This is a genomic window from Rhodoferax sp. (assembly GCF_039922535.1).
GTDB lineage: Bacteria > Pseudomonadota > Gammaproteobacteria > Burkholderiales > Burkholderiaceae_C > Rhodoferax_B.
Genome location: NZ_JBDTEM010000062.1, coordinates 1 through 3,189, shown reverse-complemented (window position 1 = coordinate 3,189; position 3,189 = coordinate 1). Strand labels below are relative to the sequence as shown.

The 3,189-nt window shown below is 69.3% G+C and carries 4 protein-coding genes and 1 pseudogene; all 5 read right to left on the bottom strand.

All coding sequences use genetic code 11. The features are described from left to right. Positions 1-152, bottom strand: a pseudogene (locus ABI213_RS02625) (acetyltransferase GCN5); the annotation flags it as partial. Positions 153-163: 11 nt separating this feature from the next. Then, the gene (gene bluB / locus ABI213_RS02620; RefSeq protein WP_348025992.1) at positions 164-829 is read right to left on the bottom strand and encodes a 5,6-dimethylbenzimidazole synthase; all 666 of its coding nucleotides are present in this window, start codon (positions 827-829) and stop codon (positions 164-166) included. A 7-nt stretch (positions 830-836) separates the two neighbouring features. Beyond that, positions 837-1,601, bottom strand: a complete 765-nt coding sequence (locus ABI213_RS02615) for an ABC transporter ATP-binding protein (RefSeq protein WP_348025990.1) — start codon at positions 1,599-1,601, stop codon at positions 837-839. Next, on the bottom strand, positions 1,598-2,590 hold the full coding sequence (locus ABI213_RS02610) for an iron ABC transporter permease (protein WP_348009025.1): 993 nt from the start codon (positions 2,588-2,590) through the stop codon (positions 1,598-1,600). Before ABI213_RS02610 ends, ABI213_RS02615 begins: the two co-directional genes overlap by 4 nt. Further along, positions 2,587-3,189, bottom strand: a 603-nt coding sequence (locus ABI213_RS02605) for an ABC transporter substrate-binding protein (protein ID WP_348025988.1), incomplete at its 5' end; no start/stop codon positions are given. The genes ABI213_RS02605 and ABI213_RS02610, both read right to left, overlap by 4 nt.

The window sequence follows — 3,189 nt, the reverse complement described above, 5'->3', positions numbered from 1 at the left end:
TCGGCCTCGCCCACCAGAAACAGCGCGCGCTGGACCTGCAGTTTGCGGGCGATGTCCTTGTGCGGGTCGTTCCAGGCACGGGTCAGACCGCAGGCTTGCCACAGGGCGACTACGGCGGCTTCGTCGGTTTCTTGGTAAGGGCGGATATGCATAGTGGATATTTTCAGGCAGAAAACAGGGTGGAAGCCTGGCCCCAGGTGTCGTCATATACCAGCCCGGCCAAGGCCTCGCGCCGGGCCCAGTTTTCCTGCTGCAGCATGGGCTGGTCGTAGAACTTTTCAACCGGCCCTAGGCACAGCAAGGCGATGGGTTCGGCCCCGGCGGGAAGGCCCAGTGCATCGGCCAAGGCCAGCGGGTCGAACAGCGACACCCAGCCCATGCCCAGCCCTTCGGCACGCGCGGCCAGCCACAGGTTCTGGATCGCGCAGGCGCTGGAAGCCAGGTCCATTTGCGGCAAAGTGCGGCGGCCAAAAATATGCTGCTCGCGCCCATTGGGCAGCACCACGGCCAGCACCTCGGCCGCGTCCAGCAGGCCCTGCACCTTGAGGCGCATGAAGTCGTCTGCGCGCTCGCCCAGTGCCTGGGCGGTCAGCACGCGCTCGGCCTCTACCAGGTCGTGCAGTTGCTGGCGCCGGGCCGTCTGGGTGATGCGGATAAAGCGCCAGGGCTGCATGAAACCCACGCTGGGGCCATGGTGCGCCGCCAGCAGCAGGCGCTGCAACAGCTCCGGGGCCACACTGCCGCCGCTGAAATGCCGCATATCGCGGCGCTCGAAAATGGCGCGGTAGACGGCGGCGCGCTCGGTGGCGCTGAAGGCGTGGTCAGTCATACGGTGTTCATTTTGGTAGCGCCACCCACTGATCAGATAAGCGGTGGATGCCGATTCGGTGCTCAAAAACCTGCTCCAGCGCGCGGTGCGTGGCCGGGTCGGCGCAGGGACCGGCGTGGGTGATGCGGCCCTGGGCCAGCACCAGCAGGTCGTCGGCTTGCAGCGCGATCGACAGCTCGTGCAGCACGCTGACCACGGTGTGGCCGCGCGCTACCAGGTCGCGCACCAGCAGCAGCCAGTCGGCCTGGTGGGGCGGGTCCAGGTTGGCCAGGGGTTCGTCCATCAGCAGCACCGGGGCCTGCACGGCCAAGGCGCGGGCCAGCAGCACGCGCTGGCGTTCGCCACCCGAGAGCTGTCCAAGAGACCGGGCGCGCCAGTCCCAGGCCTGGGTGGCGCGCAGGGCCTGTTCGACGGCGGCCAGGTCCTGGGCGCTGGGCGCGGCCAGCCAGGGGCGGTGCGGAATGCGGCCCAGCAGGGCCACATCCCAGACGCTGAGGTCGTCGGCACTGGCCTCCCCTTGCCCTAGCCAGGCCAGGGTTTGGGCGCGCTGGCGGGCGGGCATGGTGGCGATGTTTTGGCCGTGCAGCGTCACCGTGCCAGTGAACGGCAACAGGCCCGCGAGCACCTTGAGCAGGGTCGATTTGCCCGCGCCATTGGGGCCGACGATGCTGGTCCAGCGGCCTGCGTGGATGTCCACGCTGATGCCGTGCAATACAGATACTTTTGACAGGCTGGCGCTGATTCCCTCTGCGCAGACAGCTAGTTTTTTCATAGCAAACGCCCACTACCCCTGTGCATGCGCCACAGCAGATAGCTGCCGCCCAGCACGGCGGTGAGTACGCCCACCGGCAGCTCCTGCGGAGCGGTGAGCCAGCGGGCCAGGATGTCGGCGGCCAGCAGCAGCACGCCGCCGGTCAGGCTGGCCAACAGCATCAGGCGGCTGTGGGTGGTGGTGACCAGCGAGCGCGCCACGTGCGGCGCGGCCAGGCCCACAAAGGCGATCATGCCGGTCTGTGCCACGGCAGTACCGGTGGCCAGCGCCAGCACCAGGATCAGCGCGGCGCGCATGCGCGGCAGCGGCAGGCCCAGGCTAGCGGCGGTGGCCTCGCCCAGGGTCAGGCCGTCCAGCACCGGGCCGAGCAGCCAGGCCACGGTGGTGCACACGGCCCATACCGCCAGCATCAGCAGGCAGGCGGTCCAGCCCACAAAGCCGGTGCTGCCCAGGTTGAAGCCCTGCAGGGCGCTGAGGATGTCGGGGATGGCCAGCGTGACCAAATCCTTGCCCGCACCCAGCACCACGCCCACGATCACGCCCGCCAGCAGCAGGCGCAGGGTGTGCTGCACGCCATTCGCCAACGCCAGGGTCAGCAGCACGCCGCCCAGGGCCCCGGCAAAGGCCGCTCCGGTCAGGCCCACACGCACCAGCCAGGCGGTCGCAAAGGGGGACACGCCCAGCACGGCCAGCGCCAATGCCATCGCCAGCGACGCGCCCGAGGCGCTGCCCAGCAGGTACGGGTCGGCCAGCGGGTTGCGGAACAGGCCCTGCGCCACCGCACCGGCCAAGCCCAGCAAGGCACCGGCCGCCCAGGCCCCCAGGGTACGCGGCAGGCGGATGTCCCAGACAATTTGCAGGGCGATGGGGTCGTGGCGCGCGGCCAGCACGCTGTCGAAACCGGTGCTGCCGATGCTGGTGCCGAGCAGCAGCAGGCCGAGCGCTAGCAGCAGTAAAACGGCGGCAAGTGCACCAGGGCGGGAATTCACGGGGCTTTCTCCAGCAGGCACGCAGCCATGGCCCGCGCCGCCTCGGCCATGCGCGGGCCGGGGCGCACCAGCACGTCGGACTGCTCGGGTTTGAAGCTGCACACCCGCTGCTCGCGGATGGCGCGGATGCCAGCCCAGCCGGGCCGTTGCGCCAGGCCGATGCTGTTGCGGTCGCCGACCATGATCAGGTCGGGGTTGGCGCGCACCACGAACTCGGGGTTCAGCTTGGGGAACGGGCCCAGCGCGGCGGGCACAACATTCTGCACGCCCAACCGGGTCAGCGTTTCGCCAATGAACGAGCTGGTGCCTGCGGCGTACGGCGCGGCGTTCACCTCGAAGTACACCCGGGTGTTTTTGACCCGCGCGGGCAGCGACTGGGCCGCCGCCGACACGCCTGCGTCGATGTTGCGCCAGATGCGGGTCGCGTCTGGCACTGCCAGCAACTGGCCCAATTTGCCCAGTACGCGCTGCACGTCGGCATAGGTTTTGGGCTCCAGCGCCACCACTTTCAGGCCCAGCGCTTCCAGCCGGGCGCTGGCGCGGGAGGCGGGGGCCAGCAACACCACATCGGGGTGCAGGGCGACGATGGCCTCAAGGTT

Excerpts from the sequence above, each read along its gene's own strand:
- bluB (WP_348025992.1), bottom strand. The coding sequence starts at position 829 with ATGACTGACCACGCCTTCAGCGCCACCGAGCGCGCCGCCGTCTACCGC.
- ABI213_RS02615 (WP_348025990.1), bottom strand. The coding sequence starts at position 1,601 with ATGAAAAAACTAGCTGTCTGCGCAGAGGGAATCAGCGCCAGCCTGTCA.